21 protein-coding genes and 1 pseudogene are annotated in these 26,537 nt (G+C 47.4%); 14 read left to right on the top strand and 8 right to left on the bottom strand.

Features of this window, described 5'->3' with window-relative positions; translation table 11 throughout:
• Positions 1-5: 5 nt before the first annotated feature.
• Positions 6-1,208: an O-antigen polymerase gene (locus tag AH68_RS08315; RefSeq protein WP_158332992.1), complete on the bottom strand. Its 1,203-nt coding sequence runs from the start codon at positions 1,206-1,208 to the stop codon at positions 6-8.
• Between the two features lie 108 nt (positions 1,209-1,316).
• Positions 1,317-2,114, bottom strand: a complete 798-nt coding sequence (locus tag AH68_RS08320; protein ID WP_039199194.1) for a DUF4422 domain-containing protein — start codon at positions 2,112-2,114, stop codon at positions 1,317-1,319.
• 493 nt (positions 2,115-2,607) lie between these two features.
• Here AH68_RS08320 and AH68_RS08330 point away from each other — a divergent pair, with 493 nt between their 5' ends.
• From AH68_RS08330 to AH68_RS08375, 11 genes are all read left to right on the top strand, one after another.
• Positions 2,608-3,666, top strand: a complete 1,059-nt coding sequence (locus AH68_RS08330; protein ID WP_236682479.1) for a glycosyltransferase family 1 protein — start codon at positions 2,608-2,610, stop codon at positions 3,664-3,666.
• On the top strand, positions 3,663-4,937 hold the full coding sequence (locus AH68_RS08335; RefSeq protein ID WP_039199196.1) for a glycosyltransferase family 4 protein: 1,275 nt from the start codon (positions 3,663-3,665) through the stop codon (positions 4,935-4,937). The genes AH68_RS08330 and AH68_RS08335 overlap by 4 nt, the downstream gene beginning before the upstream one ends.
• A gap of 7 nt (positions 4,938-4,944) precedes the next feature.
• Positions 4,945-6,360, top strand: coding sequence for a lipopolysaccharide biosynthesis protein (locus AH68_RS08340; protein WP_039199197.1), 1,416 nt, complete (start codon positions 4,945-4,947; stop codon positions 6,358-6,360).
• Positions 6,357-7,394, top strand: coding sequence for a glycosyltransferase family 2 protein (locus tag AH68_RS08345; RefSeq protein WP_052189203.1), 1,038 nt, complete (start codon positions 6,357-6,359; stop codon positions 7,392-7,394). The genes AH68_RS08340 and AH68_RS08345 overlap by 4 nt, the downstream gene beginning before the upstream one ends.
• A gap of 159 nt (positions 7,395-7,553) precedes the next feature.
• Complete coding sequence (locus AH68_RS08350; RefSeq protein ID WP_236682390.1) at positions 7,554-8,108, top strand: acyltransferase; 555 nt, start codon at positions 7,554-7,556, stop codon at positions 8,106-8,108.
• Positions 8,109-8,190: 82 nt separating this feature from the next.
• Positions 8,191-8,361, top strand: coding sequence for a hypothetical protein (locus AH68_RS10780; RefSeq protein WP_158332993.1), 171 nt, complete (start codon positions 8,191-8,193; stop codon positions 8,359-8,361).
• A gap of 128 nt (positions 8,362-8,489) precedes the next feature.
• A complete protein-coding gene (locus tag AH68_RS10785) occupies positions 8,490-9,731 on the top strand; it encodes an O-antigen ligase family protein (RefSeq protein ID WP_158332994.1) in 1,242 nt (413 codons plus the stop codon).
• Positions 9,732-9,778: 47 nt separating this feature from the next.
• Positions 9,779-10,768, top strand: a complete 990-nt coding sequence (locus AH68_RS08360) for a DUF6625 family protein (RefSeq protein WP_052189204.1) — start codon at positions 9,779-9,781, stop codon at positions 10,766-10,768.
• A 67-nt stretch (positions 10,769-10,835) separates the two neighbouring features.
• A complete protein-coding gene (locus tag AH68_RS08365; protein ID WP_236682391.1) occupies positions 10,836-11,927 on the top strand; it encodes an acyltransferase family protein in 1,092 nt (363 codons plus the stop codon).
• Between the two features lie 87 nt (positions 11,928-12,014).
• Positions 12,015-12,488 (top strand): acyltransferase family protein, encoded by a 474-nt coding sequence (locus tag AH68_RS08370; RefSeq protein WP_081995918.1) that lies wholly within the window; start codon positions 12,015-12,017, stop codon positions 12,486-12,488.
• Between the two features lie 13 nt (positions 12,489-12,501).
• Positions 12,502-13,104 carry an acyltransferase family protein gene (locus tag AH68_RS08375; protein WP_039199200.1) on the top strand — a complete coding sequence of 201 codons (603 nt, stop codon included), beginning with the start codon at positions 12,502-12,504 and terminating at the stop codon, positions 13,102-13,104.
• A 53-nt stretch (positions 13,105-13,157) separates the two neighbouring features.
• Here AH68_RS08375 and AH68_RS11315 read toward each other — a convergent pair.
• From AH68_RS11315 to AH68_RS10410, 3 genes and pseudogenes are all read right to left on the bottom strand, one after another.
• Positions 13,158-14,216 (bottom strand): annotated as a pseudogene (locus AH68_RS11315) (acyltransferase family protein).
• 890 nt (positions 14,217-15,106) lie between these two features.
• Positions 15,107-15,871, bottom strand: coding sequence for a hypothetical protein (locus AH68_RS08385; protein ID WP_039199201.1), 765 nt, complete (start codon positions 15,869-15,871; stop codon positions 15,107-15,109).
• A 226-nt stretch (positions 15,872-16,097) separates the two neighbouring features.
• Positions 16,098-16,280 (bottom strand): YjzC family protein, encoded by a 183-nt coding sequence (locus tag AH68_RS10410; protein WP_309573981.1) that lies wholly within the window; start codon positions 16,278-16,280, stop codon positions 16,098-16,100.
• A gap of 460 nt (positions 16,281-16,740) precedes the next feature.
• On the opposite strand from AH68_RS10410, the gene AH68_RS08390 reads away from it, so the two are divergent.
• From AH68_RS08390 to AH68_RS10145, 3 genes are all read left to right on the top strand, one after another.
• Positions 16,741-17,622: an ATP-binding protein gene (locus AH68_RS08390; RefSeq protein ID WP_236682394.1), complete on the top strand. Its 882-nt coding sequence runs from the start codon at positions 16,741-16,743 to the stop codon at positions 17,620-17,622.
• Positions 17,615-19,978, top strand: coding sequence for a S8 family peptidase (locus AH68_RS08395; protein ID WP_039199203.1), 2,364 nt, complete (start codon positions 17,615-17,617; stop codon positions 19,976-19,978). Before AH68_RS08390 ends, AH68_RS08395 begins: the two co-directional genes overlap by 8 nt.
• A 358-nt stretch (positions 19,979-20,336) precedes the next feature.
• Positions 20,337-21,407 (top strand): Abi family protein, encoded by a 1,071-nt coding sequence (locus AH68_RS10145; protein ID WP_158332995.1) that lies wholly within the window; start codon positions 20,337-20,339, stop codon positions 21,405-21,407.
• 132 nt (positions 21,408-21,539) lie between these two features.
• On the opposite strand, the gene AH68_RS08405 is transcribed toward AH68_RS10145, so the two are convergent.
• The 3 genes from AH68_RS08405 to AH68_RS08415 form a co-directional block, all read right to left on the bottom strand.
• Positions 21,540-22,823, bottom strand: a complete 1,284-nt coding sequence (locus AH68_RS08405) for a hypothetical protein (RefSeq protein WP_052189206.1) — start codon at positions 22,821-22,823, stop codon at positions 21,540-21,542.
• Positions 22,824-23,287: 464 nt separating this feature from the next.
• Positions 23,288-24,895: a hypothetical protein gene (locus tag AH68_RS08410; protein WP_039199204.1), complete on the bottom strand. Its 1,608-nt coding sequence runs from the start codon at positions 24,893-24,895 to the stop codon at positions 23,288-23,290.
• 76 nt (positions 24,896-24,971) lie between these two features.
• Positions 24,972-26,372: a tyrosine-protein kinase domain-containing protein gene (locus AH68_RS08415; RefSeq protein WP_236682480.1), complete on the bottom strand. Its 1,401-nt coding sequence runs from the start codon at positions 26,370-26,372 to the stop codon at positions 24,972-24,974.
• Between the last annotated feature and the right edge of the window lie 165 nt (positions 26,373-26,537).

Below are 26,537 nucleotides of genomic sequence, written 5' to 3' on the forward strand. Positions count from 1 at the left end.
CTCTTTTATCTCTTTTTCCCAAGGAGAATCGCAATTCCAAAAATGAATAAACTTACAAAGAATTTTGTATTTCCAAGCTGGAAAATCATAAAAGAGCCTATGATGGTTTGTAATATAAGCAGATAGAATATGAACCATGTGTCATTAGTTCTAGTTCTTTGTTTTTTATATACATATCCTGATATGAAGCCATAAAGCAATGAAAAAAGAACTATTCCAACAATTCGAAAATCGAGATAAAAAAAGTAAAATAAAGAACAGAAGGCATTGTAGGATCCCGTTGGGAATAAGGTTGATGTCCAGGTTTCTTGTGGTAATCCGACGTAATAGATTAAATTATCCAAAAACAACGTTTTAGTCCCCAAAAAGCTGGCAATAGACGCAAGAACGTAGAATAGGGGATAAAATGTTGCTGCGCCAAAAGATTCAAAATTATTGACATCAATAATTGAGGTGTAATATGAAAAAAGACCTACAGGTAATGTGAAATAGGTATATGTCGTCTGCAGGAAATTCTGACTCGTCCTAAGTGATGTTAAGACAAACAGTGCTACAATTCCTACAATTACAGCAATCTTTACAGTTCTCTTTGTTCTAGTGGTAATAGCGCTTTTATAGTATAAAAAAGCTGCTATTAACTGTAAAGCTATGTACATTATTTGAATGCGGCCGCCGCTGGAGACAGTATTCATAAGAGCGCATAAAAAAACAATCAGACTAAATTTTCTATGTTGTTTTTTAAAAAGAAAGACGATTGCGACAGGCGTAAGTACCGTCATTGCTGGACCACAAAAGTAAGTGACAAACAATCCAACGATTGGATTCGAAAATGCCTGCTCGTCATTGTATCCTAAACGACTGCCACGCACTTCCATGTAGGAAGCTCCGCTTCTGAACGCGTTTAGTGAATAAAAGAGAGATAGCGCACTACCTACGCAAGCTAACGCTAATATTATTTTAAGAAATGTGAAGCATAACTGTTGTTGACTGCTATCGCTCGTTTGGAGAGTCTTTCCGTGCAAGCTAGCATATCGTGTTTGCTTTGTAGTCTGTTTGTTTACAAGTGTCGAAGAAAAGGCACCCAAAGAAAAAGCCACGCTGCCGCAGGTAATATAGCCAATTGTCTTTTCTGAATAACCGGTAAATCCATAGAGTCGTAATGATGCGAGGGTACATATGAACAGCCATAAAGAGGTGAAAACGATCACAGGACTTGATATATCTTTGTGGGCAGAATAGTCCAAATATATAGTGAAGACTGAAATAATAAAAAACAAAATGAACAAGGATCTTCCTTTCTGATTTGCCGATATAAATCAGAAGCTCTTCGCGTATTTCCTGCCGGCGAACTTGGCCATGAGGAAGCCCTTGCCCTTTTTCCACCAATCAGTCGGTTCCGGGCTGGTGAGGGGCAACTCGACGACATCCTGTCCGTTTGTTTTGAGCCACACGTCCAGCAGGAGCTCGCTGACCCTGCCGGGATAACGTCTCTCGAATGGGGTGTATGCCGAGGCGTCGACTCGTTCGGTCAATTCGTCGATCAGCGGGAAGAGCCATGCGCAGTACGCGTCGAACAGGTCGGCGCGCATGACGAGCATGTTGAACATGTGACCGCCGGTCGAGGCCATGCACCTGTCGAACATGGGAACGTATTCGGGAGCCTTCGACATGAGGATGTCCCTCATAACGTCCAGATGGGATCCATCGAGCGTGTGCGCATAGTGCGAGCGCATCGTCTCGATATAGTAGTTCCGCCTACGGGGCACGACTGCGCCGGTCTTTTTCAGCGCTTCCCTAATCTCCTTGCCGGATGCGATTCGAACGAATCGGTCTTTTCGCAGTCGGTTCGCGAGACTGGGGGACGCAAACAGCCTGCGGTAGTGCACGAGGCCTTTGTAGTCGGCGTCGCAGTTCTTCCACATCCAATACAAGGCCGTCAGTTCGGAATAGCTTGCGTTGAGGGACGAGATGTTATCGCCCTCGTTATCTCCCTGAATGTTGGGTAGCACGTCCGGGTGCAGGGCCGCGCCGACGTGGAGCGGCAGGTACGCCGGGTCGTCGGGCGTGCGGTACGGCTTGTGCATTGCGACTGCTATGCGGATCGACTCGCTCAAATCCCACGGACCTCCGTAACGGTCTCGGAAAGCGGAGTACGGACGGCGTTCCTGCCAAACCCGACATAACGGCCGTTATCGGCTCTTTGTCTATTTCGGAACCATAAGAGAGGCGTCAAAATCAGGTTTTGAGCAAGGCCTTCAAAGTCGCGAACAAGCAAAGTGTTCATGGAAAACCCGTGAAGAGCATCTCTGAGGTATGTGGCGGGACTGGGCGTGTCTAAGGGGGATGCAAAAATCAGTGCTGTCAGATAATGAATGGGGTTTGGCAGTTCCTGCACAGTTCGCGCTGCGCTTGAAAAACACCAATTCGGGGTTCATCTGGAAGGAAAGGACGGGACTCGCATGCCGACCACAGGTCGATCGATTGCAGAAAGAGCCGATAACGGCCGTTACGTCGGTTTGATTCCGGTTCGGGGACGGTAATCCAGTGCCGATTCGTGTAGCCCAAGTCATGGGGAAAATGCTTGGCGGTGGTGTCGAATCCGTAGTGATGAACTACTATCGCCATATCGACCGCAACAAAGTGCAGTTCGATTTTTTAGTGGATGACGATTCTACCCGCGTTCCAGAAGAGGAAATCAAAGCGTTGGGCGGCCGCGTTTTCCGCATCCCTCCATACCAGCACCCCCTTCGCTACCACAATGAATTGGTCAGGCTTTTCCGTGAGGAACACTGGCCGATCGTGCACAGCCATATCAACACGCTCAGTGTATTCCCATTGTCTGCGGCCAAAAAGGCTGGAGTGCCGGTCCGTATCGCCCACTCACATTCCACGATGGGCAAGGGCGAGTTTGCCAAGAACCTGATGAAGCTCGCGCTGCGTCCGCTCTCGAACCTTTACACTACAGAACGTTTCGCATGTAGTGAATACGCCGGAAAATGGCTGTTCGGCAGAAACGCTGACTTCACGGTGATTCCCAACGCCATCGAACTGGAGAAGTTCCATTTCGACCCAGTCCTTCGCCAGGAAACCCGCAAGGAACTCGGCATAGCCGATGACATGTTCCTGATTGGCCATGTGGGTCGTTTCATGCCGCAGAAGAATCAGGCTTTCCTTGTCGACGTTCTCGCCAAGCTCCTTCCCCAGAAACCTAACACAATGCTCGCGTTCGTTGGTGACGGTCCAGACAGGCCAGGCGTACAGCAGCACGCCCAAGAACTCGGCATTGGTGACCACATTCTGTTCTTGGGCCAGCGCACGGACGTCAACCACCTTTACCAGGCGTTCGATGCTTTCTGTCTGCCGAGCCGTTATGAAGGTCTGGGCATGGTCGCCATCGAAGCCCAGGTCGCCGAATGCCCCTGCGTCCTCAGCGATCAGGTTCCGCACGAAGCTGATATTTCCGGAAAAACATCTTTCATAAGCTTGGAAAATAAATCTTCTTGGATTTCAACTGTACTCAACATTTCCTCGCAAACAGCGAATCGGCAGATTGAAACATCAAATACATGCGCTGAAAAATATGACATTTCAGCTAGTGCGAATCGTCTGACTTTCTTGTACGTAAGCAGTGCGGAAAGCGCGAATGGGTGGGAGGAAACGCTGTGAATCCTCATGTTGCTGTAATCACTTCAGGTTATTTGCCAGTGCCTAACGTTCTCGGCGGAGCTGTCGAAGCGCTGGACATGATGATGGTTCAAGAGAATGAGAAAACTCCTAATTTTGATTTCACTGTTTTTTCTTCTTGGGCACCCGGCGTAGATCAGATAGCGCGTAAAGGTAATTTCAAGCACACTGATTTCTGCTTTATCAAGACGCCATTGCTGGTTTGCGCAGTGGATCATTGCATTTATTGGGCAGCCAAGCATGTGCTTCACAAGAAGAAGCTCATGAGCTATCGATATATTGCGCAACGCCTGTGGTATATCAACAAGGTTTCCAAGAAACTCGCACAGCCCACAAAGAATGGCAGTCCGGCTTTCGACAAAGTAATGATCGAAAACCACGCCACGCTGTTCATGACCATGCAGAAGCACGGCAATTCCGAACGATATGCGGAAAAAGTGTATTACCACCTGCATAACGAAGTTCTTAATGATTTCGGCTGCATTAAAGAAATTTCCAAAGTCAAAAAAATACTTGGAGTTTCCAAATATATTGTTGACACGCTTGACACGTATTTAAGAGAGCATGGTGAGCCTGGTCTGCGCGAAGATCAGAAAGCTGTATGGCGTAATGGCGTCGACACAAGCCGGTTTGGCTCGGAAGAGGCTAATAGCAAGGCGATTGAATTTCGAAAGAAATTCAATATAGCCGAAAATGATATTGTTTTCCTGTTTTCCGGGCGCCTTACTCCGGAAAAAGGCGCCGAGGAACTATTGAAAGCGTTTACTGAAGTAGCGCAGAAAGTTCCCAATGCCAAGCTGGTTGTTGCCGGGGCTTTCTTCTTTAATTCAAATATCATAAGTCCATTCGAACAGAAACTTCGTGATCTGGCGTCGAATCCAACTGTAAAGAATCGAATTATCTTTACTGGTTTCGTGAATTATGAGGATATGCCCGCCATTTACGCCATGTCTGATATTTGCGTGCTGCCGTCAATTTGGGACGATCCAGCACCCCTCGCGGTAATCGAAAGCTTGGTTTCTGGTAAGCCGCTCATCACCACTCGTTCCGGAGGCATCCCCGAATACGCCGATGCACAGTCAGCCATCATCCTTGAACGTAGCGATCAACTTGTTGGAAAACTCGCCAAATCAATGGTCAAACTTGCGACAGATATAAAAGCATATCAATCAATGGCGTCATACGAAGGTTCGATACGCACCAAGCTTGATGAAAAGGCTTATACGGCAAGTCTGTCTGAACTAATGAGGTAAAAAACGCTTGGAAAAATATAAGAAACTTCTTGCCAATATTGGCATTTTTACTCTTAATGCAGTTGCGACTAAGCTCATGGCATTTCTTTTGATGCCACTGTATACGCTCTACTTTTCCACTGATGAATACGGCATTATGGACATGGCGGTCATCATGACTAACATGTTATTTCCATTGCTGACAATGTTAATTAGTGAGGGCATGCTACGGTACGCGCTTGAAGACAAAGAGCATATTTCCTTTTATGTCACGGAATCTTTTGTCGTCATGCTCCTTAGTTGCGTGATTTTAGCGCTTCTACTTCCATTATTTGACTTGTCTTTTTTTGGCGGTCTAGGGCAGTATAAACTCTGGTTCCTATTGTCTTATATGGCGATGGGGTTTCCCACTGTAATGAGCACCGTTGCACGCGCATTGGACCAGACCAAACTTATGAGCTATGCGTCCATTCTCTCGGCCATCGTCATGGGAGTGTTGGCGTATGTATTGATCGCTGTCATGAAGCTCGGGCTCATGGGTTATTTTTACTCATATATTATCGGCAATGGATTATCGATATTCGTTTACATTCTCTTAGGGAAGCAATACCGATATGTCAATTTCCATGAGTGGAGGAATGGTTTTCCCCTTCGCAAGCAGCTCTGGAAATACTCAATTCCGTTAGCCCCTAATGCGCTTTGCGATCAGATTCAGACGGTGGGAAGTAGGCTGATTATTACTGGCGTCTTGGGAATCTCATCATCTGGCTTATATGCGTCGGCATCAAAAATTCCGAATCTGCTCAACACAGTACAGCAGATCATCCAACTCGCTTGGCAGCTATCTACTTTCCAAGAGTTCAAAAACAAAGGTCTCAAGCATTTTTATGATGTAATTTGGAAGGTTTATCAGGCATTAATGTCTTTGGCGAGCTCTGCTGTAATTCTTTTTTCTCCAGTTCTTGCCATGTTACTAATGCAAAAACAATTTTACGACGCCTGGCCATTGATCTCAGTTCTCGTAGTGGCATTCTATTTAAGTTCCATAAATTCTTTCCTTGGCACTATTTATCAAGCTTTCATGGAAACCAAGCCATTACTCACTGCAGCATTACTCGGAGCTTTAATCTGTATCGCTTTTACCGCGTGTTTTGTGCATTCGTTGGGTATAACCGCAGCAACTTTCGGTGTTCTTATCAGTAGTTTTCTGATCTTTATTGTTCGATCAATCGATATACGCCGGCTGCTTCGAGTGGATATGCGTCCTTTATCCACAGCTATCACTGTGATGCTGCTCACTGTTCAGTCCATAGTGACCCTGAATCAATACGATCACTATCTATTCTGGTCATCGATTTGTCTGTTGCTTATTGCATTCGTGCAATGTTATGAACTTAAACCTCTTGTTACTCTGATATTCACAAGGAGAAAGTACACAGCATGAATACTAATCCATCTGCCATGCCTGAGAAATCTCGCACTGATGATCTTCCCTTGATTTCAGTGATTGTTCCTGTGTACAAGGTTGAACGTTATCTCGACCGTTGCGTACAGTCAATTGTCGATCAAACATATCGAAACTTGGAAATCATTCTGGTCGACGATGGCTCTCCGGACGCTTGCTCTGATATGTGTGATGCTTGGGCAGCAAAAGATCATAGAATTCGCGTCATTCATCAGGAGAACCGAGGATTAGGTGCCGCTCGGAATAGCGGAATCAGAATTAGTACCGGAGAGCTTATCGGTTTTGTTGATTCCGATGATTGGCTAGAACCGACTATGTATGAAATCCTATATCATTCTCTCACCAAAGAAAACGCTGACACCTCCATGATCGCCGATATTTTGGAATATCCTAATGGACGACAAATATACCTTTATCAGCCTGATTTACATCTGGTAATGACCACTTCAGAATCCTTTAAATACATTAATCTGCCAGGTTATTCGACAATCTCAGCTTGGAGCAAGCTCATCAAACGTTCCGCTCTAGGAAATATTCGTTTCCCAGAAGGGTGCACTGGCGAAGATTGGCAATTCACCTACGATATACTCGCAGCAAGCGCGCGAACTACTTTTGATTCAACGCCGCAGTACCATTATCGACAAGTTGCAGGAAGTCTCTCTAACACAAGCACAAATTTCAATTTTGCTGGCTACGAAGCTACCAGGAATATGGTGAAACTGGTACGTCAAAGATTCCCTGAACAACTTTCCTTTGCGTTGTATGGACAGATGAGAAGCATGGTGAGTCTTTATGATCAGGCTCTTGTCACAGGGCATGCCAAAGAACGGCAATGGCGAGATTTCGTGAAAGACACTCGCGCTTTCATCAGGCAAAACATAAAAGCTATTACTGAATCCGTAACGCTCCCTCATGGGCGTCGCTTACAGCTCAAACTCATGGCCATCTCTCCAACGCTTTATGACGTGTTCTTCCTACTTTATAAGCGCATTCATCCGGAACGGAGCAAATGAAAAATGAACATTAAACAACTTGCGATGCGGTTAGTTTATGGCCACAAGTCTTCATCGGAACAATACGTATCATGGCTCCGAAGCCAGGGAGTGCGCGTGGGGCAGCATGTGCATCTATATACGCCATGGTCCATCAGAATCGACACTCAGAGACCCTGGATGATTGAAATTGGTGATAACGTGCATATCACGGCAGATTGCTCCATTTTGCAGCATGACTATAGTTGGGCGGTAGTACAACGTATTACGGGTGAAGTGCTGGGGTCATGTGGGACGGTTCATATTGGCAATAATGTTTTTATCGGTCAAAAGTCGTTGATTCTCAAAGGAGCTGAGATCGGGGACAACACCATCATTGGAGCTGGCAGTGTGGTGACTGGCCGTTTAGAAGGAAACGCTGTATATGCCGGCACTCCGGCACAGAAAATCTCTTCTTTGGAAGCATATATCGATAAACGTCGCAAACTCCAGTTGAATGAAGTCGTGTCATTGGTACGCGAGTACGAGCGGACATATGGAAAGCGGCCGCCCAAAAAGTTACTTCGGGAATTCTTTTGGCTGTTTGAGCCTAGGGATACTCAGTTGAACGAGGCATTCCAAAAGGTCCTCCAGCTTGATAACAATACCGAACGTTCATGGCAAGCGTTTGCGCAAAGTGAACCTATATTTAGCAGCTATGAAGCATTGCTCGAATACGTTGAATCAAATTCTTAACAGCTGGCGCCGTGAAAGGGGCTTTCATGAAAAGCGCAATCACTTCTTGCACCGTTACCTGCAGCAGGTCACAAACTCACGCATGCTTGACCTGCTGGAATCTCTGACATCAAAAAGACAGGCATGTTCCAGTGACGATCTGCTGAGCGACCATATCGCCTATGCACAGCCGAATATTTTACCCACTTCATTACGTAAACAGTCGTCAGCTTATTTGCACAGCAGCGTATTGGAACCACTAGATCAGCGTTAATCAAGAATCTAAAGGAATGCCATTATGAATTGGAAGAGCACTGTAGAACAGCGGATGCCAAAGCCGCTTATCGCTCCTCTCAAAAATTTGCGCGATCAGATGGTCGCATAATCAGCAAGGAGTCTTCCATGGACGCACTCTATGTTTTCATTACTACATCATTACCCAAAGCTGGAGCGCAAGTTTCCGGATTGCCATTGACACTGAATTTGCTGCTTACTGCATATGTAATTCTTCGTCAACCAAACCGAACTTTATTGATGATTCAACGATTCCGCGGACTAACCGTAGCCTATGGAACGTTGTTCATATTTGGTGTGCTGTCCATACTGATGGCCCTGGCTCAAGGGATGGAGGCATATACTCTTTCGCAAATGATTATTGTCGTGGGATCGCCTTTGGTCGGTGTCGCTGCGACAAGAATGTCAAGCAGACAGTTCAGCAGAATCATCATCTGCTCCATGTTTATCGTTAATCTGTATGGCATTATCCAGTTTGCTATAGGTATAGAGAATTGTGCGGTAGCGGGTATCACATACACATTAGGGCAGGACTTTACGGATAAAGCCATTGGATTTCACGCAGATGGAACAGTAGAGAAGATACCATCAACCTATCAAAGCGGCAGTTCACTAGGAATTTTTAACGTCCTAGGAGTGTCCTTTCTCTTGTCGAACTACCAGGATTCGTCAATTTGGAAATATATGCGATACGTTGCACTTGGTCTTGGACTAGTAGGAGTTATGCTTAGCGGTTCACGATCCATTCAGATTCCTTTCATTCTACTTTTAATCATTTTCCTTATACAGTTTGTTAAACAACTACCCCCACGCAAACGAAGCATGACTTTGGGCGTCGGAGGAATTGCACTAGCAATTGGAGCCGTATGCCTTTGCGCCCAGCAAACCATCGTCGATCGTTTTTTTGATCGCCTTGTTAACCAGACCTTAGCCGACAAAACAGCGAGCGGCAGAACTGAACAATGGTCACAGAGTTTTGAAGTTATTTCACAAATGAACGGCTGGCAACTACTCAGGCAGATTATGTTTGGGCAGAATCCTCATACTGATGTCGTAGGCGAAGGATTACCGAAGTTCTTTTTTATGTTTGGCATTGTTTCGACAATGGCATTTTATGGTGGATTGCTATATATTATTCGGTGCTGTTGGCAATGCCGTAGGAGTCGCACCGTTGCACTTGGGATTCTTTGTGTTTTCTGCGCTTTTTGCGTGGATCGATCATTTAATTATCCACCTAATATCATGAATGTTTCATTATTTGCAGCAGCTGTGCTAAAAAACCACTCTTTCACAAATTCTAGTGAACAAAGACTGCGGAATACTGCAATTAAATCATTGATAAATGATTAGCAAAATCTTTTAAAACAACCAAAAGAAATATGTCGCTAAGGAGTGAAATGAAAAAATGCGTTCTCATTTTACCATATTTTGGTAAATTTAATAATTATTTTCCTTTTTTCTTAAAATCATTCTCAAAGAACACTGACTACGATATCCTTATCATTACCGACAATACGGAAAAATATCACTACCCACAGAACGTGAAAATACTTCCGTACACCCTAGACGATTTCAGACGCAACGCAGAATCAAAACTCGGCTTTGCTCCATGCATCCCTAAGCCTTACAAGCTATGTGATTACAAGCCGGCATATGGCTTTCTATTCGAGGAATATATCAAAGATTATCAATACTGGGGGCATTGTGATTGCGACCTCATATTCGGCGATCTCAATCGACTCTTAACTCCTATCCTTCAGAAAGATTATGACAAAATCTTCGCCGCAGGTCATTTAACCATATATCGCAATAATTATGATAATAACCGTTTATTCATGAGTCAATTCAGAGGAAGATACTTATATCGCGAAGCTTTCCTTACAGATAAAATATATGCTTTTGACGAAGATTATCGCGGTAAGAAGTACCCTGACTCATTAAACATTCATTCGATTTTCTTGGATCAGGGAAAGAAAATATACTCTACGGATATGGCATTCAGCGCTGCACCCGGTAAAGCTGAACTTACCCGCGCTGCTTATCAGCCTTCCTTGCGAGCGTTCAAGAGAGAAGAAACCAGAAAATCAAGGTTTTACTGGGATGACGGAAGGATCATAGAGCTTAGTCTTTCAAAGAATTCAGACGCTCTTCAGAGAAGAGAATACATCTATATTCATTTACAGTCGCGGTCCATGAAACCGCTCAAAAACATAGATTCAGAGCCCATCGAAATCCGCGCAACGTCATTCCGCCCCGTCACCAAGCTTCCCTCCAACGCAAAGGAAATGCATGTCGCCGAGATGATGCTTCCGAATACGTACTGGCTGCGGTTTTATGGAACCAAAATACTACGCAAGCTAAAAAGAACTCTCAAGAGTCTTAACTAGTTAACAATTACGCAGACGCCTTTCTGCGCCTTTTCCAATTAGCCCTTCATCTGAGAGGTACACCCGTATGAGCCAAACCAACATGACACAAATCACTCCGATACAACACCAATCAACGCGTATTGCGTGGATTGACATTGCTCGCGCTGTAGCCATGGTGCTCGTATTTACAGGGCATCTTGGTACAAGCTGGTTTCCACAGCTAGAGCCATTGACGACTGCTATATACACTTTCCATATGCCCCTGTTCTTCTTGCTCAGCGGGTTATTCTTCAAGCCAACTATCGACCTGTTGACACTAATAGCTAAACGAGCTCGGACCTTGCTGGTCCCTTATTATGTGTTTTCGGTATTCGCACTGGCCGCGCCCATTGTAAAATTACTGCGTCCTTCGTTATATCAGGCCGCTGGAAAATCCACTGATTCGAATCCTTTTGAAGCTATTGTCGCCATCCTCTTTGCGCAAGGCAATGCAGGATTATGGTTCCTTTGGTCATTGTTCGTAGGTACCCTTTGCCTGTGGATTACGGTGCGAGCCGTCCGTTCCAACAGGCTAGCGTTGACCATAGTACTGTTGGCATATCTTGTTGTCGACTGTTTCCTTAAAGGCTATCCTGTGGTGGCTCAGATTCCTTTCCAATTAGGCAAAATCTTCGAGGCCACAGCCTACGTTGGCTTCGGATATCTTGTCGCTCAAACTTGTGATATTCGAGGCTGGGATCAGTTGAGCATAAATCGCAAGCTTGGCGTATTCGGAATCACCACTGTGATATTCCTAATCCTTGAACACTGCTCAACGGCGCAGCCCATAACAAGTGGAGTAATGCTTAACGCACTGCTGCTGCTCACCACATTCTCAGGTATAGCTATGGCGATTTCTTTCAGTTTATTATTGCCAGAAATGCGATGCTTCGCCACTATCGGCCGAGACAGTCTGGTTTTTTATGCTCTGAATGATATTGTTCTCAAAACGATTAAATTTGCCTTATTCTCCGTCGCACATATTCCAGTAGCTACTTTGCCATTTGCCGGGCAGCTTTTTACCGGAATCCTGGTGCTCATCATGGCGATGACGATTTGCTATGCTCTCAACGCTTTTGTTCAACGATATATGCGCTGGGCTATCGGCGATTTTAGTCGACACGTCATGGCTGAATGAGAAAGACGCAAGATCCTCTAAGCGTATGCACAGTCCATATTCGTGTGAAACGAACTGTGCATACGCTTAGAGAAGAGAGCTGGGAAGATGACAAAGGAATCTAGACTAACAGCATTGGATTCGCTGCGAGGTTTTGGCATACTGCTTGTAGTTTTGGGGCATACCTCGCAAACTAGTGGCTTGGTATCATGGATCTTCTCATTCCATATGCCATTGTTCTTCATCATTTCAGGAATGCTGTTTCACGAAAGGCAGTTTCTGGATTCGTTCAAGAGAAAAGCGGTAAGGCTACTCGTGCCATACGTGTTCTTCGGAACGGTGACCCTTGCGTATTGGGCTCTTATCGAGCGACGTCTCAGGGGAGATGATGGATCCGTTCCGAACGCGTTAGCGAATATTGTTCTCGCTCGTGCAGGCGTCGATAACTATCCACAAAATGCGGTGCTTTGGTTCCTGCCATGCTTATTCGTTACGGAGATGCTTTTCCTAGGATTCTTCCTCCTTGTCAATAAAGCGGGTTCTGTCGAGACGAGAATCGTAATGGGGGGGGGGCTGGCGTAATCGGATTGCCGTCATGGCACTCGCTCTGGTCAGCTTCCTTTCGATCATCGTCATGTGGTCCCTTGACCTGCCGGTCGAACAGTTTCGGCTTCCGTGGGCTCTTGATATCCTGCCCTTCTCCATGCTGTTCTACTGCATCGGTTACTTATTAAGCGAATTTATTCTCCCTCACGTGCAACAGGTCTCCCAAACGCAGACGCTGGCACATATTGCATTTGCTGTCGTCAGTGTTGCTGGGCTTTATCTTCTTTGGCTATTCGATGGCTGGACTAAGCTGGAGGTCAACCTTAATGGTGCATCTACCAACAATCCGTTCTGGATGTTATGTGCCGCAATGCTCGGTTTTGTGTCGTCGCTCATGCTTTGCATTGCTATCGACTGCCGGGCTTTGAGATTCCTTGGGAGGACATCGCTCACGATTATGTGTGTGCATGAACCCGTCAAGAGAATGATGATTTTTATCATGGCGAAAATCGTCGGAGTGAGTACGGATGCGTTGCGAGCGAACTTTGTGTACGAGCTACTCGTGACCGCCATCACAGTGCTCATCTGCATTGTCGCGCACCTGATTCTTGACAAGATCGCGCCCGCGCTGGTGGGCAATCCTGTCAGATAAATGTAATAAGCGGGTGAGTACTCATGGAGTGCTCACCCGCCATCTATCTCCGTCTACGCTTTCGCGCTACTCTGCGCGCTTTTGATATGTCTGATCCGTTCCGCCGTCTTGCTCCAGACCAATTCGAACCAATGGCCACGGTTGCGGTCGACGGTCAGGGAGAACAACCATTGGCGCACGAAGTCAATCAAAGTGCAGACAATGTAGACCACCAGCAGAATGCCGGAAATCTGCCAAATCGCGAATGGCTGGTCAAGGAAATTCCGCAGGTCCAGACACTTCCACAGTATGTCTCTGACAGGAGGATATTCGGTAATCAGATAAACAGCAAACGCAGACCGGGCAACACGATTGACGATTCGACTATGGAAAGAAAGCCTGTCAAACAGCAGAAACATGCCGAAACCAACCATGATAACAGGCAGTTTCCAATGCGCATTAATAAAAATGCCCTTATTAATGCCAAGCAACGCCAAAGCGATAGAAGCACATGTGTATACCACAAAGAAACCGAAACCAATTCCGGTCATCAGCCATATCTGCTTGAGCGTGAACGGCTTCATATACCACTTGTATGCGGAAATAAGAATGAACAGATAAATGAAGCCAAATACGCCATCCTGATAGCCGTTCAAACCAACAGCTCCAGGAATAAAACTAGTCAGCCCCCAAATCACCAGAACAATCGCCACCAAAATGAGATGGTTACGCTTGCCCAAGGCACGCAACCCCTTGGAAAGGAACGGCAGCAACGCTAAAAATGCCGCATATGCCGTAACATATCACCATAATCCCATGGTAGTCGGTGCGACGCTTCGAACAATCAACTTCATGCCGAGAGCGGTCCGGTCAAACACAAGGAAAAACGCAAGGGGCACAAGACTCCAGAACAATACCTCACGCTCCAGAATCCATATGCGTTTGAGGTTCGATTTGATGGTCTGTTCCTTGTCAAGGAAGAACCACGCGGAAATAGTGAAGAAGATGACAACGCCCACCACGCCGCCACTTTGCATAACAAGCTGAAAAAAGATTCTCATCGGCCCGACTGGAAGATCCTTGACATCATAACCGTTGTGCACCACAAAATGAGATGCAAGGATCATGAACATTGCGACGATGCGCAGCAGTTCTATGCTGGAATTACGCCCCCCCCATTTAAAATTCGGGTCGACTGGCTGGCCTTATGGGAAGCCGCAGTCTTTGAGCTCATAATCATTATCCTTCGCTTTCTCTTACTCTCTTATCTCTTTCCGACATCCCCCTCAAGGGGGATTCTACCCGCTTGGAAAGACCAATTTACAAAGCTGACTCACAGTCATCGACACGATCGCGGTCCGCGTTGGTAACGAATGCATACCACCCTAAATTAACCGATGACGGAAAGCTCGTTTTCGGTCGTAGAGACCGTACTGTCAGTGATTTCTGGAAAGGTAAAGTTCCCGTATCGTCACAATCTGATAGTGCCATCTGCACGATTGCCGATCTGAAGAGATGCCTGGCTGAGAATCCGGAATATTTGGAAATATCTAGGCACAATGGCTCCGGTAAATCGTTAATCGCCGACGGGGTTTCCCCGTCCGACCCCGAAGGAAATGAACCTCTTATCCTAGGTTCAATCCCAATAGAATAATTGCAAGGTTCAGTTGTAGGGCAGCTCTCCGAAAGTGTGAACTACGCCCCGTTTGAAGTCCGCGTGAATTAAGAGGAGCGATTTGATCTTCGATTGTGGTAAAAAAATTACGCCTGAGGACTCCAATCAAAGCGCAAGATCTGCCTTTCTAGAAGAAAGGCAGCCTTTGCGAACTGGACACCATCCAATTTTATCACAAACAAATATTCCATACGAAAACTGGTTTCTCAACTTCTACATGTTCCGCACGGTAGCGTTCGAAAAGTTGCGTACCAACCACAGGAAGCACTATAGTAGACGGCTTCCAGACGCAAAGAACAGCAAACAAAACAGACCAAAGATCAATGGCCAAAGCCATATACAAGACGACTAGTCACACTTCGCTGAAATAGCTCGAGCAATAGCGTCACCCGACCTATTCAATTCCTTACCAACCTTTCTCACCTCTTTTTCCAGTAATTCGGAGTCGCTTTTCTCCCTGACTGCATTTATATAATCCGCAGCATTTATCGGAAACCCCTCATCATAACGATTACCATGAGAATCAACGTACTCGACAGTGACAATCGTTCTTAAGCTGTCCCTTCGCTCATTCATCCGCGGATAAAAGTCATCAGCCAAATCCACGTAATACCGTACGTGTTGCCGAGGAGCCAAGAAGGCAAGCCCATCTTTGAAAAGCGTATCTAGTGATTCCTTGACAAACTTTTCCCAATCACCGTCCTTAGGACTAAGCAACTCATCAAATTCAACATCCCTGCTGACTTTTATATCTTTTGCTGGAGTCTTTCCTATATTCTCAATTTCCAGCATCACTGCCGATCGTTCAGGAATCAAACGAACCTGAACATAAGGACGTACCTGTGATACATAATCTTCTTTTCGCTCAACGTATTCCGAATAAGTGAATACCGCGGCAACAACGGCCACGATGAATGTGCCAAAAGCCCACCATGCTGACCAGTCTGTCGGGAAACCGGGGTGCGACCACTCCCAAACATACGGACAAAGGATGAACAACGCGACAAAAACAGCGGCAATCCCAATCCCAAAACCACTCTTTCCGGCAATCTTTCGCTTAATACCGTTGCCATTTTCACACCTACCACTTTTAGTATGAAACCGCATTGTCATCTTTTCTGTTTCTGCCTAAGAATCAACCAGTATAAAGCATCAATTTCACCCGAATTCGTCAATACATTTCATAATTCACGGCCAGCAGCATTCCAATCTTTATGTTGAATAAAGACCGAAGTGCACCACACCGATTCATCCAGCACCATCAACACCAGAGACAGTCCAAAAAGGGTTTGTTTTTCATAACACGATTTGCGTCACAAAGAACAAACCCTTCAGCAACTTAGGAACGTCGCTTCCAGCAACGGCCTTCTTCCTGCGTAGGAGGGAGACGATCACCCGCGTCTATGTGCACGACGCGGGCATCTGGCACCACCCCACCACGAGGGCCTACTTCCACATATTCACCGGGGCGTTTATTGTCTTCACCCGGCTTGAAAACAGCTGCCATTGCAGCTCCTTTCATTTGTCAGGAGCCCCTCTCAACCGTTTTGACATACCATTGCGGTAGTTTTGTAGCGTCGTGCAGACACCTACGAGTTCGAGAGGCTCGTTTTCCTAGGTTCCGACCTGTTCCAGCAGATCGGAACCTTTTTGTTTCCAGGCTTCGGATGAAGCCCCGTGAAGACCATACCACACGAAACAGATTGAGACAAGTTTCACCAATCTAAGACACATATCGTCTATATTGATGGCTATAGTGGAGATATCATTACCTTTTGAGACTTTACTGGAGCGTGGCGCATATGAAAAAGAAAGACGTTTTGGATCTCATTCGCTATCACACGGAGCACAACGACGCCGCTTTTCGCACCCAGGCATACAATATCGCCAAGGAATTCGCCGAATCCGGAGACACCCAACTATCCGAATACATCCTCGCGCTTATCTCAAACGCGAACACCCTCGTTCCACAATCCGCAAGCATGGAACTCGATTCCACATTTCTCACAAAGCGAACAGTTGTGCGAACATCACTCCCCTTGCCGGAACCCATCGCGAACGACATTCAAGGCGTGCTCAATGCCATCGGGCGCAACATCGGCATACATCGCTTCCTTTTCCACGGCCCCGCAGGCACAGGAAAAACCGAATCCGTGAAACAGATTTCCTCTCTCCTGCAACGAGAACTTTACGTAGTGGACTTCGCATCCATCGTCGACAGCAGACTCGGCCAAACCGCCAAGAACATCACGAAACTCTTCAACGAAATCAACCAATTCCCCCAACCCGAGCAAATGGTTGTTCTATTCGACGAAATCGACGCCCTCGCATTAGATCGCATCGACTCCCGAGACGTACGTGAAATGGGGCGAGCAACATCCATGCTGCTCAGTCAAATGGACGAACTGTCAGAGCAAATCATGCTGTTCGCCACCACAAACCTGTACTCCAAATTCGACAAAGCCTTCATCCGCCGGTTCGACGCCACAATCGACTTCGGCAGATACACGAGCGAAGATCGCTCTAACATCGCCGTAAGCATCCTGAACGGATATTCGAAACAGTTCTCGTTCATCGGGAAGAATACGCGACTGTTCAAAAAAATCCTCGCCAACGCAGGCATACTCCCCTACCCAGGAGAAATGAAAAACATTATCCGCTCATCCATCGCTTTCAGTAAACCCGACGACGAAAACGATTACTTGCGGCGTTTATACACCATCTTGGTACCCAATGGCTCTGAAACCATCCAAGACATACATGCACTGCATGATCAGAACTTCACCTTGCGTGAGATTGAAATCCTAACTGGAATATCCCGCAGCACCGTAGCTCGAGAAATCAAGGAAGCCAGCAATGAATAATACGCTCATACTCAAAGGTAAACTCCAGACTCGGCGAGCGCAACGCCCTGGCGCTCCGGCACTGCCAGTAGGCAAGTCAGTTGACGTAAGCGATGTGGAAGCGAAAATCGCAAGCCTTCAGACAGTACGTGATTACTGGAGAGAGCAACCGCCGATTATCAATCCTCTGGTTGAAGTGCATTACAGGCAGGTTGTGGCTAAAAGTAACAGGATCAAACAACTTCTTTCCGGTCATAGGAAGCGAGCTAATGATTCCATAGTTGGCGCACGCTTTGAGCCAATCGAAAGCAAACTCAGCACTTATGACGGATCCGAACATGGTTCCAGCCAAATCGGTACGCGCATGCGTCACGTCATCACGCATTACGTGACTATGGATATTATCGATTCGACGCTTACTGACTTGGAAGCGTGCAAAACGATCCTGGAACATCATGGCGGTTCCATCAACGACGAACAACTTGCCACAATCACCAAAGCGGGTCTCGACAAAATCGACGAGCCCACAGGACTAAGCAAAACAACTTTCGCACAGCTTATTCGCGACATATATTTCGTTGACCATTTCGACGTGAGGTCCGTAATCAATAATCCGAAGTATCGCGCTTTGGTGACGCTATATGATACTGGGCGAGATGCCAGCCAAACAGTGTCACTGCTGAATTCCCTTGGCATCAATGTGATCTCAACCAGTCTGCTCGATCCGACAACCATCAACCTGTTGCCAGAACAGTACAGCAAGCTGGCTGAAACTGCACCATATCTGATTGCCATGGCGCAAAAAAACATCTTGGATCTGAAAGTTGAGACAAGCACTAAGCAGAATCCGCAGGATACACGAGACTCTCAAAACGAATATGGCCTTTCCGTTCCGCCACCGCATAACGAGCCGATTGTCGGCGTCATTGACACGCGATTTGATGAAACCGCTTATTTTGCCGATTGGGTTGAGTATCACGATGATCTGATCGACCCGCAATTGGGGGTCGATCCGGAAGACTATGAGCATGGCACGGAAGTCGATTCCATCATTGTGGACGGCCCTGCCCTGAATCCTGCTCTGGAAGACGGTTGCGGCAGATTTCGCGTACGTCATTTTGCGGTCGCTAAAAATGGCAAAAATAGCTCTTTCAGCATTCTGAAATCCATACGGCACATCGTGGAAACGAATCAAGACATCACCGTATGGAACCTATGCCTCGGATCAACAGAGGAAGCGCTCGAAAACACCATATCCCCCGAAGGCGCAATGCTGGATGAACTTCAAGAGAAATACGGCGTTATCTTCGTAGTGGCAGGGACGAATAAGACTTCTAAAGATTCCCCAGATACCCCCAAACGAATCGGCGCCCCAGCAGATTCCGTCAACGCTTTAGTGGTCAATGCGACTTCCATACTCAGAGAGCCCGCCAGCTATACCAGAGAGGGACCGGTATTACATTTCTTCCGGAAACCAGATATCTCCTACTTTGGTGGAGACAATTACGGCGAGATGGCTGTGTGGTCTCCAGAAGGAGTGGCGACCACACAAGGAACCTCCTTTGCCGCGCCTTGGATTACACGAAAACTAGCATATCTGGTCCACGTCATGCATCTTTCTCGTGAAGCAGCCAAAGCACTGATTATCGACGCAGCTTCCGGCTGGGAGCCAATTTCTGCGGACAATATCAAGCTTGGATATGGTATTGTCCCCACCCGAATTGAAGACATTCTGGAAACCCCTTCTAACGAAATACGATTCGTTTTGGAAGGAACCATCGACACTTTCGAAACATACAACTACAACATTCCCGTGCCAATGAAAGATGGAAAATACCCATACATGGCCAGAGCCACGCTTTGCTATTTTCCAAAATGCGATAAAAGGCAAGGCGTGGATTACACCGACACCGAACTTGATTTCCACTTCGGACGCATGAAGAAAAGCGGTATCGACTCACTTGACAACAACATACAAGGAGATCCTTTCGCTCGAACTTATGAAGATACGGCTCGGAAAATGTATCGCAAATGGGACAACGTGAAACACGTCAGCGATATTGAAAAACGCAGTTTCCGACCACGCGTTTCGCACGGAATCCCGTACTGGGGTTTCAAAATCCGCAAAACCGAACGTTTCGACCCTCCCGTAGACGAAAACGGCATTGTCGGGAAGAATGCAGGCGACGGTCTTCGTTTCGGCATTGTGGTGACGTTACGCGGCATGGACGGACGTAATCGTTTCGACGAATTCAAGATGCAATGCCAACTGCAAAGTGAACCCTGGATCGTGGAAGAAATCGACATGAACACTAACATCAAGCTTTACCAGGAAGCCGACGCTGAAATCACGTTCGACGACGAAACTGAAAAGTGAACCAGTCGTCAGGCTGACCGTCCGACAGTGTGAAACGTGACTTGTGCAGACGCCCACAACCCGCCCGCACAAGACGCGTTTCACACCTGCGCAACTCGGATTTTGTCAGACTAACATGACTTGCGCAGGCACGATTTTAGTAGTAAAGAATCACCCATTACGGCGTGTCGATTTGTCAAAAACGATTTCTTCATGTAAATTATTCGCTTATATGTACGTGGAGCGACTCGACCGATTCTTATGAATGTGAAGCGGTCCTCCAAAAGTGGATAGTCGTTATGGCTATCCACTTTTTCCTTAGGGAGCGCAAACGATGCGATCGGCGTCAAACGTATCGGCAAGTAAAAATAGGATCGCCTTGAACACTAAAGAACAGTGCGATCTTTTAGAAAGTCATGGTGTTGAATTCAAACTCTGCTCCAAGGCGGAAGCAGAATCTTTCCTACGAAACAATACTTACTTCTTCAAAATCAAAGCCTTTGACAAGAACTTCAAACGCGATCAACAAGGCAACTACAGCAAGCTGGATTTTGCCTATCTCAAAGATATATCAACCATCGATTTTAAGCTTAGAATGTTGATTCTTCGCATGACAGGCGATATAGAACATGCGTTGCGCATTCGATTCAACAACTTAATTTCAAGAGTCCAAGAAGACGGATACCAAGTAATTGCCGACTACGAAAAAGATCAAAACCTCTACTATGCCAAACATGGCAGATCGTTTGTTCCAGAAGATGATTACAAAAAATCGGTTTATACGGAAGGAATGATCAATAAGTATCTGGATCAAAAACCAGTGTGGCTGTTCTGGGAGACTTGCACTCTGAACAGTCTTATACGTTGTTACAGTTCTTTTCTCGAGCATCGCAAGTTTTATGACATGACGTATTCTTTGCTCTACGGAGTAAGGCTCTTCCGCAATGCGGCCTCGCATCATAATTGTCTTCTTATCCCACCAGCGGCCACCATCAAAAAGACAAAAGTCTTGGATAGTTTGATGCCTATTTTTCTCACGACAGACAACCCGGCAAGGGAGAAGACTCTTTATCTTGCGCAATCAGATCCTTTAATACATGATCTTTCCTGCATCCTTCTATCTCATATCAATTTGGTCAAGAGTGCTGGAATGAGGCGATACACAGAAGACCAAGCAGCCTCTGTGCTGAGACGAATCGATGAACACGCGGCGTGGTACAAAGACCCGCAGAGCGGCTGCGACTACCTTCTGGACCAGTTTGCCGCTATCAAACTGTTTGCTATCGGAATATATCAAATTCAACAAGAAGTACGATTCCGGCAAACTGTCAGAAACGCAATTAAAACTGAAAACAGAGCCTACCCGAGAACCCGTACGCCATGGACGACGTCGTCCTTCAAAGAAAGCCCGGAACCAAGCCACCAGTGTTTAGTCCATTGGAAACTTTGAGACCGAGGAGCTGACCTTGAACCTTGCTTCCAATCATCGGATTGAAAAATCGGTCCCGATGATCGGAAGCAAGGTTTCATACCTGCATTACTTACGCTTGCGTTCACACAGCTCAAAGAAGGACGGAAAACGCTAGTTGTGCAGACGCGGCGATCGCAGATGGGCCGTTGCGTATACGCAAATTGCGGAAGCGATCATCAGCAGCAGTGAGATGATGGCGAGCGCTTGGATTGCGGAGCCGGTACGGGGCATGTCCGGCTGCTTGGGCTCGGCGGGCTTGCCAGGTTCGTTCGGCTTGTCTGGCTCTTCTGGCTTGGCTATGGATTTGATATTCACTGTTACTTGCGTGCTGATTCCATCATGGCCGGAGGTACGGAATTGCGGGTCCGCTCCCCCATCGGCGGTTTCAGTATTGCGTGTTGCAGTGATGGTGACGGTTTGGCTTACCGCATCAAACGCTTTTCGCTTGGCGACTGCCTGCAGCGCGAGCTCGATCTGCTTGTTCAGAGCTTGCAGTTGCTCGGCATCCGCTACGAGACGATAGTCGGAAATACCGTTCAGTTTGGTTCTGGTGAGGTCTAGCAGACTGTCGTTGGTTAGATTCTGCAAGGTTGAGCCTTGCTCAAGTGCTACCGTGGGGTAATCACTTGAAATAGCCAGCTCACTGATATCAAACATGCCGTCGTCGCCGTTTGGGATTAGGCCTACCATGTCGGCTAAGTAGGGTGTGAGATTCTCCGTAGTGGAGAATGAGCCGCCCATGAGCACAAGCGTGTCAAGCCCGGCGGGGATTGCGCCATGGTATTCACCGCCGCGAATGCTCACATGGCCGAGGTGTTCGGCATCGTTCAACATGCCGATCAGTGCTGGTGCGGTGAATATTCCTGCGGAAATACTGGCCTCGGCAGAGGTGCCGTTTGTTTCCGCGAACCGCATGAGCGTGGTGTTCGATGTGAAGTTTCCACCTTGAATCTGCAACGCTCCACGGCAGTCGATTGCGGGATTATCTCCGCCGACAACCGTGCCCGATCCGACAATGGTGAGCTGCATGTTGGCAGGAACGGTAATTGCCGTGGTATTGCTGGCGTTGAGCGCATGTCCGTTCAATTCGAGCGTGATCCCGCGCACCACTTTCGGTGGGGTGACGGTGATGCTTTCCGTAGTATCGGTAAGCAATGTGACCGTATTGTTCTTCATCGACGTATGGTCAATCGCGTCTTGCACGCTCATATAGGTCGTGTTGCCCACTTGAGCGACCGGCTGCGGCTCATCTGCGAACGCTATCACGGGAAACAACAGCGTTCCCAATAATGAGATAATCAAGAAAAACGCGATAATCGCCGTCGAAAGCGTTGACAACATATGGATGTGGTTTGATTGCAGGCGTTCGACCGCCTGCTTTTCATGCTTATACATGATCGTTCCTTGCATGGAGCGGTGATTAACTATTTCAAACGCACCGAAATGCGTGTAGACCACCCTCAGCTTTGAGGGATAAAGAAAAGCAAAATAACAATATTACAGCGTTGAAAAATTATCTCACGCAATCTACATAAAAAGCAAATCCACTACCGAAAGAAACTAGACAAATAGTAGAGTAACTAACTCTCTATCAGTAGTATTGCAATCATATCAGCAATTCCCCAGAAATTTTTATACGAGTAAAGAATGACAATAGACAGTAAAAGATACACCACAATTCAAATACTATAGGAAAGTTTTCTTGCTGATGTGTCAGTATTGCATGCAAAAAAACGACGCAATCCATCCAGGTGATACAAACACCCCATGAACCGCGTCATACCCCACTATTTCCCAGTGCATAACACCTTAGGGCAGAAGAAAATTCAAAAGCTCGGCAAGAGCGACCCCGAAAAGGTTCAGAGCACACCCTGATCGCTTGGAGTCTGCGAACCCGAGCTAGAATCGCTACCGGAATCAGGATTATTGCCAGGAGGTGTAATAGGAGCCGAGGGAGTCAATCCACCGCTTGGAGGCTGCGAACCAGAGCCAGAACCGCTGCCGGAACCAGGATTCTTGTCAGGAGGTGTAATAGGAGGAGTCGAGGGAGTCAATCCGCCGGAAGGCTGCCGCGTGTACTGGTAGTTGTATGAATTGCCAGCATTGCTCTGTTGCCGCTGTTGCTGCTGTTGATTCTGCGCAGCCAACGCGTTCATGGAAGCATTCACATCATCAGATGCGGTTTGCAAATCCGTTATCGACTGGTTAATGGCATTAGTATCGGTACTGTTGCCATTGAACAATTCCAAAGCATGGTCAATGGCACTCTGCAACGTCACTCGCGTGGAATCATCCGCCACTTGGTACAAGCTATTGTCAAGCAGTGACTGCGCATTATTGATGGCTGTTTCAAGCTTCTTCAGCGCATCAGCGTTGTCTTGCTTCTCCTTAGCCTTCTGACTGTTCGTAACGGCTGTTGCAGAATCATTCAAGTTCTTGGATTGGCTTTGCAACGTAGGCAGTTGCTCGTTCATGGCTTTACTGCGCTGGCGAAGTTCAGCGTTGCTCAAATCAGCACTGCACTCCCCCACCGCCGTAAGATTCTGCGCATCTTTCACTGCAGACTGCAACGCGGTCAACGTTTTCGCATCCGAAACCTGATCGCTTTTCACATTCTGCAACGATTTAGCGTTCTTCAACGCCGACTTGTGTTCCTTCACAGCCTTCTCATATGCCTTGGAAGACTTTTTGCACATGCTCAACGCGGTACGGTGCTGTTCGTTCCGTTCAAGTCCCTGGTCATACTGCTGGCGCTGCCAAACACCAAATCCAACGCCCGCGGCAACCAACGCCACTATGGCCACAATCGCAACGGTAATAATAATTGTCTTGCGATGTGACTTCTTTGGCGGAACCGGAACAAGCCTCAATGGATCATGCTCATCGTTTTCCATATCAGACAGGTCATCTGGCATGGGCAGGCTTTCAGGTATGAAGGTAGTAGAAGCAGAGGCAGGAGAATCCACAAAAAGCGGCATAGTGGAATCCGCAGAAAAGGCCGACCCTACCGGAGATGCAAACGAAACAGTTCTCTCGGCAGATTCAGCAGATGGTGAAGCACCAGAAGACTGTGCAACATCGAGCGTTGTGGCCGAAGAAGACGTCGAATCAGGCTCGAACGACGGGGTGGAATCGTTGTCAGCACCAGAAATATGTTTTCCTGCACTATTCGGAAAATCCTCAACATGAAAGTTTACCGTGGGCGCATCACTCACCGGGGTGGATGACGTGGCAGCAGTCATGCTTGTGGCTGCAGCCTGCGCATAAGCCGCATCGGATGCCTCGCCACGTTCCACAGCCGACTCAACTTCCGAAAAGGTAATCGGCGGAATATCCCAGAACGTATCCACCACATCATGCTCGGAAGCCGACTGCGCCTTGGTCTGCTGCTCGTCCTGAGAGCCCGAAGAGTCTCCCGACGAAACAAGATGCGACAGATTCGGCACAGTATTGTTGTTGTCACCCATGTTGATTCCTTATTACAGCGTGAGACCGAAGCTTCACGCTCCGGTCTCACGTTCACGCCTTATACACTACTTGCGGCTACTTTTTGTGGCTTTTCTTCCGCGGAGCATCCTCGTAGTAGTAGTAATAGTAGTTCGAATTGGAATGCGTCTTCTTCGGATCGGCATAGTTGAAGATGAAACCAAGCACCGGAACCTTGGCTGTATGCAAGGACTCGGAAATCTCCTTAAGTTCCTTCTTCTCGCACACGCCACGACCGGTCACCAGAACCAGACCCTTGGCCCAACGTCCGAACACGATACCATCGTTGGAAACACTCAACGGAGCGGTATCAATAATAACATAATCATACTGGGTCAAAGCCTGCTCGACCATAATACGCATGGTGTCTGATCCAAGAAGCACGCCAGCATTCGCCGGGCGTTTACCAGCAGGAAGAATATGCAGATTCGGCTTCCAGTAGTTCTGCACCACATCTTTCGGAGACATCTGACCAGAAAGCACGTGCGCCAAACCGGCAGAACCTTCAAGACCCAAATGATGGGCAACGGAAGGATGGCGCAAATCAGCGTCGACCAGCAGCACGCGAGCACCATCTTCAGCCAAGGCCGCAGCCACGTTGATTGACGTGGTGGTCTTGCCCTCAGAAGGCTGCGCACTGGTAATGACCAGCAGCTGCCCCTTGCCCGCAACCTTATCGGTCTGCAAAAATTCGATATTGGTGTGAATACGGCGGAATTCCTCAGCGATAGGGCCATTAGGCTGGCTGACGAGCACTGGGCGCTTCTCACCTAGGGAATTATCCTGAGGCACGGAACCCAAGGAAGACGCCCCAACCAAGCTTCGCACGTCGGAAGTCTCCTCGACCTTAGTGTTCAGCATGTCTTTCAGCAGTGCGGCGAACACTCCAAGCACCAGACCTGCGACCACGCCGACCGCCAGATACAGCGGCTTATTCGGCGAGCTCGGGCTTTCAGGCACACGCGCCCTCTGCACGATGGAAATCTTCACCGGAGACTTATCTGCCGCGGAATACAGATCGTTTTGAATCACGTTCTGCATAGACACTGCCACCGCATTGGCAATGTCGGATGCCTGCTGCGCGTCACCGTCTTCCGCGGAAATGTTCACGAACGCGGTGTCCGTAGGATTGGTGACAGTCAGTTGCTCGGCCAGACTCTTCACCGAAGTATCCAGTCCAAGATCCTTGATGACCGGCTCAAGTACGGTTTCGGTGGTTGCCAACGTTGTATACGACGTGATCTGGCCAGCGATGTACGTGCCACCCGTGTACTGCTGGCTAATGCCCGCATCATCCCCCTGGGATGCATTGTACGTAGCCATGGCCTGAGCCGTGGCGGTATACTTCGGCGGAACCAAGAAGGTGTACGCAGTCACCCCGGCGAAAACCATCACAAATACGATGGCCGCGGTGACCAGATGCTTGCGAATGATACGCATCAAATCCATCAGCGTGATGCCGTCTTCAGAATCATCTTCAACGGCAACCTGCTGGACGTTAGTGTTCTCTGCGGAAGTCACTGAACCCCTCATCTCCGTATGTCAAAAACCTTAAGAAATGCTACTCTACCCCCTAGAAATAGAGTCGGTTTTATCAGGCAGCAATCGCTTTTTTCACTATTT

Origin of the sequence: Bifidobacterium catenulatum PV20-2, from assembly GCF_000800455.1 — a bacterium.
Classification (GTDB): Bacteria; Actinomycetota; Actinomycetes; order Actinomycetales; family Bifidobacteriaceae; genus Bifidobacterium; species Bifidobacterium kashiwanohense_A.

Excerpts from the sequence above, each read along its gene's own strand:
- AH68_RS08360 (WP_052189204.1), top strand. The coding sequence starts at position 9,779 with ATGAAAAAATGCGTTCTCATTTTACCATATTTTGGTAAATTTAATAAT.
- AH68_RS10410 (WP_309573981.1), bottom strand. The coding sequence starts at position 16,280 with ATGAAAGGAGCTGCAATGGCAGCTGTTTTCAAGCCGGGTGAAGACAAT.
- AH68_RS08330 (WP_236682479.1), top strand. The coding sequence starts at position 2,608 with ATGAACTACTATCGCCATATCGACCGCAACAAAGTGCAGTTCGATTTT.
- AH68_RS08405 (WP_052189206.1), bottom strand. The coding sequence starts at position 22,823 with ATGTATAAGCATGAAAAGCAGGCGGTCGAACGCCTGCAATCAAACCAC.
- AH68_RS08375 (WP_039199200.1), top strand. The coding sequence starts at position 12,502 with ATGGCACTCGCTCTGGTCAGCTTCCTTTCGATCATCGTCATGTGGTCC.
- AH68_RS08390 (WP_236682394.1), top strand. The coding sequence starts at position 16,741 with ATGGAACTCGATTCCACATTTCTCACAAAGCGAACAGTTGTGCGAACA.
- AH68_RS08370 (WP_081995918.1), top strand. The coding sequence starts at position 12,015 with ATGACAAAGGAATCTAGACTAACAGCATTGGATTCGCTGCGAGGTTTT.
- AH68_RS08365 (WP_236682391.1), top strand. The coding sequence starts at position 10,836 with ATGAGCCAAACCAACATGACACAAATCACTCCGATACAACACCAATCA.
- AH68_RS10780 (WP_158332993.1), top strand. The coding sequence starts at position 8,191 with ATGCTTGACCTGCTGGAATCTCTGACATCAAAAAGACAGGCATGTTCC.
- AH68_RS10785 (WP_158332994.1), top strand. The coding sequence starts at position 8,490 with ATGGACGCACTCTATGTTTTCATTACTACATCATTACCCAAAGCTGGA.
- AH68_RS08345 (WP_052189203.1), top strand. The coding sequence starts at position 6,357 with ATGAATACTAATCCATCTGCCATGCCTGAGAAATCTCGCACTGATGAT.
- AH68_RS08350 (WP_236682390.1), top strand. The coding sequence starts at position 7,554 with ATGATTGAAATTGGTGATAACGTGCATATCACGGCAGATTGCTCCATT.
- AH68_RS08410 (WP_039199204.1), bottom strand. The coding sequence starts at position 24,895 with ATGGGTGACAACAACAATACTGTGCCGAATCTGTCGCATCTTGTTTCG.
- AH68_RS08385 (WP_039199201.1), bottom strand. The coding sequence starts at position 15,871 with ATGACAATGCGGTTTCATACTAAAAGTGGTAGGTGTGAAAATGGCAAC.
- AH68_RS08395 (WP_039199203.1), top strand. The coding sequence starts at position 17,615 with ATGAATAATACGCTCATACTCAAAGGTAAACTCCAGACTCGGCGAGCG.